This is a genomic window from Colwellia sp. F1 (genome assembly GCF_056238625.1).
The window spans coordinates 1-3192 of record NZ_JBWDLI010000054.1 but is presented as its reverse complement, the minus strand read 5'-3'; the positions used below and the strand labels follow the sequence as shown (position 1 = coordinate 3192).

At 49.3% G+C, this 3192-nt stretch carries 4 protein-coding genes; 1 reads left to right on the top strand and 3 read right to left on the bottom strand.

Going from position 1 to position 3192, the window contains the following annotated elements:
* Together AC0UA9_RS17010 and folE are read right to left on the bottom strand one after the other, a co-directional pair.
* Positions 1 to 545, bottom strand: a 545-nt coding sequence (locus AC0UA9_RS17010) for an aldehyde dehydrogenase family protein (RefSeq protein ID WP_475661881.1), incomplete at its 3' end; no start/stop codon positions are given.
* Positions 546 to 664: 119 nt separating this feature from the next.
* On the bottom strand, positions 665 to 1216 hold the full coding sequence (gene folE / locus AC0UA9_RS17005; RefSeq protein WP_125748245.1) for a GTP cyclohydrolase I FolE: 552 nt from the start codon (positions 1214 to 1216) through the stop codon (positions 665 to 667).
* A 297-nt stretch (positions 1217 to 1513) separates the two neighbouring features.
* Here folE and AC0UA9_RS17000 point away from each other — a divergent pair, with 297 nt between their 5' ends.
* Positions 1514 to 2107, top strand: coding sequence for a hypothetical protein (locus tag AC0UA9_RS17000; RefSeq protein WP_125748248.1), 594 nt, complete (start codon positions 1514 to 1516; stop codon positions 2105 to 2107).
* Positions 2108 to 2163: 56 nt separating this feature from the next.
* On the opposite strand, the gene AC0UA9_RS16995 is transcribed toward AC0UA9_RS17000, so the two are convergent.
* Positions 2164 to 3138, bottom strand: a complete 975-nt coding sequence (locus AC0UA9_RS16995) for a serine/threonine protein kinase (protein ID WP_475661879.1) — start codon at positions 3136 to 3138, stop codon at positions 2164 to 2166.
* Between the last annotated feature and the right edge of the window lie 54 nt (positions 3139 to 3192).

Here is a 3192-nt window from a genome sequence, read left to right as displayed (position 1 = left end):
GGCTTAACGACAATCGTACACCCCGCTGCCAACGCGGCACCGGCTTTACGCGTGATCATAGCAGCCGGAAAATTCCAAGGCGTAATAGCCCCCACAACACCGACAGGCTGTTTTGTCACTACAATACGCTGGTTTGCTTTAGCGGCGGGAATAGTCTCGCCATAAACACGGCGCGCTTCTTCAGCAAACCAACGTAAAAAGCTAGCGGCGTAGGCAATTTCGCCCTCTGCCTCTTTTACTGGCTTGCCTTGCTCGTAGGTCATGAGCAAGGCGAGATCATGTTTATGCTCCAGCATAAGATCATGCCACTTCAGCAGCAGATCAGCTCGTTCTTGAGCTGTCAGCGCACGCCAAGCGGGTAACGCGGCATCCGCTGCATCGATAGCGCGCTCTGTCTCAGCTTTACCTAGTCGAGGCATGTCGCCCACGGACTCACCGGTTGCAGGGTTTAAGACATTAATTTGCTCACCGCTGTCGGCGGCTACCCAGCTACCATCGATATAGGCAAACGGGCAATACAGCTGTGTTTCTTTCAGCGCTTCCATGACAGACTCCTGACCAAATATTGGCCTCACGGGCTCATTGACCTGTTCATGCTAAGACGAAACCACGTGTTTAACCAAATCTTTACAATGAAATCTGCCAAAGATTCTTAGCCAGTATTTCAACTGATTAACGTTAAGAATTCCTGCCGCGTGGCTTGATTGCTGCGAAAACTCCCCAGCATCACAGAAGATGTCATACTTGAATTTTGCTTTTCCACACCGCGCATCATCATGCAAAGATGGCGTGCCTCAATCACCACAGCGACACCTCTTGATTGGGTAACTTGCTGCACTGCCTCGGCAATTTCACGCGTCAAGTTTTCTTGGATTTGCATACGCCTAGCGTACATATCAACAATACGGGCAAACTTCGAAAGCCCGAGTACTTTTCCGCTAGGCAGATAAGCGATATGACATTTGCCAATAAAGGGTAGCAAGTGGTGCTCACACATGGAGTACAGCTCAATGTCTTTTACAAGGACCATTTCATCTGTTTGCGACTCAAATACCGCGCCATTAACAATCTCCTCAAGTGATTGCTGATAGCCAGCAGTTAAGAACTGCATTGCTTTTGCGGCTCTTTTGGGTGTATCGCGCAGCCCTTCACGGTCAGGGTTTTCACCGATTGCGGTGATAATGTGGCGGTAGTGTTGAGCAATGTCGTCGGTCATTTGAAGCCTCATCAAAACTGTACGTGCTAGCCATTGAAAAACGTCTGCTTTACTAGAGCGTTTACTCAACGGCGAAATATTGCTATCGATCAATAGCTGAGAGCCGTGCGCCAATCATGTACAAAAAATATACGCGAAACAACTTTTGCACAATAAGAAACACCACACCCGGTTATTTTAACGCACCTAACCGTGCTGTGGCAGAGTGCCGCGCACCCCCCTTTGAGACTATTTAAGCTGTGCTATCATGGATCGAACTAGCCAGCTTAATTCGTAGCGCTCATCTGAGATTTCCTTATGTCATTCAAATCTGCACCATTTTTCTTAACTGCTCTATTGGGAACTGCATTGGCAACCCCCTTGTTAGCCGCTGAACAGACATTAACACTACCTAAAGGTGCTAGTGTCGGTGTCGAGGTGATCGAAGAGTTTGCTTTTAGCGACAGCCAATCGCGTTATGAAGCTATCTTACTTCACCCCACTCAAGCTGGCGGTGCCTCACACCAGCTACCCGAATACTGCGTTTTAGTTGCCAATGCACAGCTCACTAATGGGCGTATTCGTATTACAACGCAAGACGCAACCTGCATTGAAACACACGATGCTGAAAGCGCTATTTTTACAGGTTCATTTAGTGCAGGTGCCTATGCGGCAGATGGACAGTACGGCCTTGCCTGTGATGAGCCGTCTTGTACCCTATCGCCAGGCCAAGCATTCGTGGTAACGCTGGATGAAGATATCGACATCAACGCTCAAGACAACCCTTCAGCGGAAATTAATGCTGCTCGACGGGAGGCTGATGGAGAAGGCGTAGCCAACCCCATCCCTTCAGATCGGCCTGATCCCGATGCAAGCGCTGAAAACCCACGCTCCGTCAATCAACCTGAATAGAACTACGTTACTCATCGTCAATGGGGGCGAGGCTTAATTAACTACCGCTGCAATTGTTATGCTAGCCAAATAGGCTTTTCAAGCTGTAACAGCTGCTGTTCAAGCTGGCGGATATGCTGATCCCAATATCCGCTCTCCGCCAGCCATGGAAAGGCACGAGGAAAGGCCGGGTCATCCCAACGAGAAACAAGCCATGCGGTGTATCGGATAAGGCGATAAGCCCGCAATGGCTCGATCAGCGACAGCTGGTGTTGCGGAAATGCTTGCTCCTCTTCATAGCCTTCAACAATTTCACTTAGCTGCGCTCGCCAACCGGATGGATCATCAACAGGTAACAGCATCCATATATCTTGGATAGCGGGCGCCATAAGACAATCGTCAAAATCCACCAAGGTAAATGAGTCATCTCTTCCTAACACATTGCCCAAATGACAATCACCATGCGTTCGAATCATTTGATCGCTGGCAATGGGGTGCTTTTCTAGTTGAGCTAGTATTTTCTGGACAACGTTATGATAAGCGCGCTGCTGATGCTTGCTTAGTCTTTTACTGCCGATAACACGCGCCACCGCATCATCAATACCGTGCTGCCACGCTACGCTTGGACGATACTGAAATGCCTTTCGTGATGACACTGCATGTAGCCGCCCTAATGCATTACCCAATGCAAAAAGATGCGACGGATTGTCTAGCTCAGGCGCTTGACCACTGCACTGCGGATAAAGCGTGAAGCGAAATTGCTGGTAAGTATGGAGTGATTGGCCATGCGGGTCACACCAGGGCGCAACAACGGGCACATTTGCAGCAGCCAACTCTTGAAGAAAATCATGCTCTTCCTGAATAGTCTCATCCGACCAACGACCAGGACGATAGAATTTCACAACCCAGCGCTCACCGTCATCGTCACGAAACATCAGCACTCGATTTTCATAGCTATTAAGTGCAAACGGCTCACCAGCCGGCCAAATCCCAACAGACTCCGCAGCAGACATCACAGTGTCCGGAGAAAGCGTACTAAACGGGTGTGGCATATACCGCTCCTGTGCAATTAAGCCTGCATTCTATCAATTATGCACCAGAGGTGT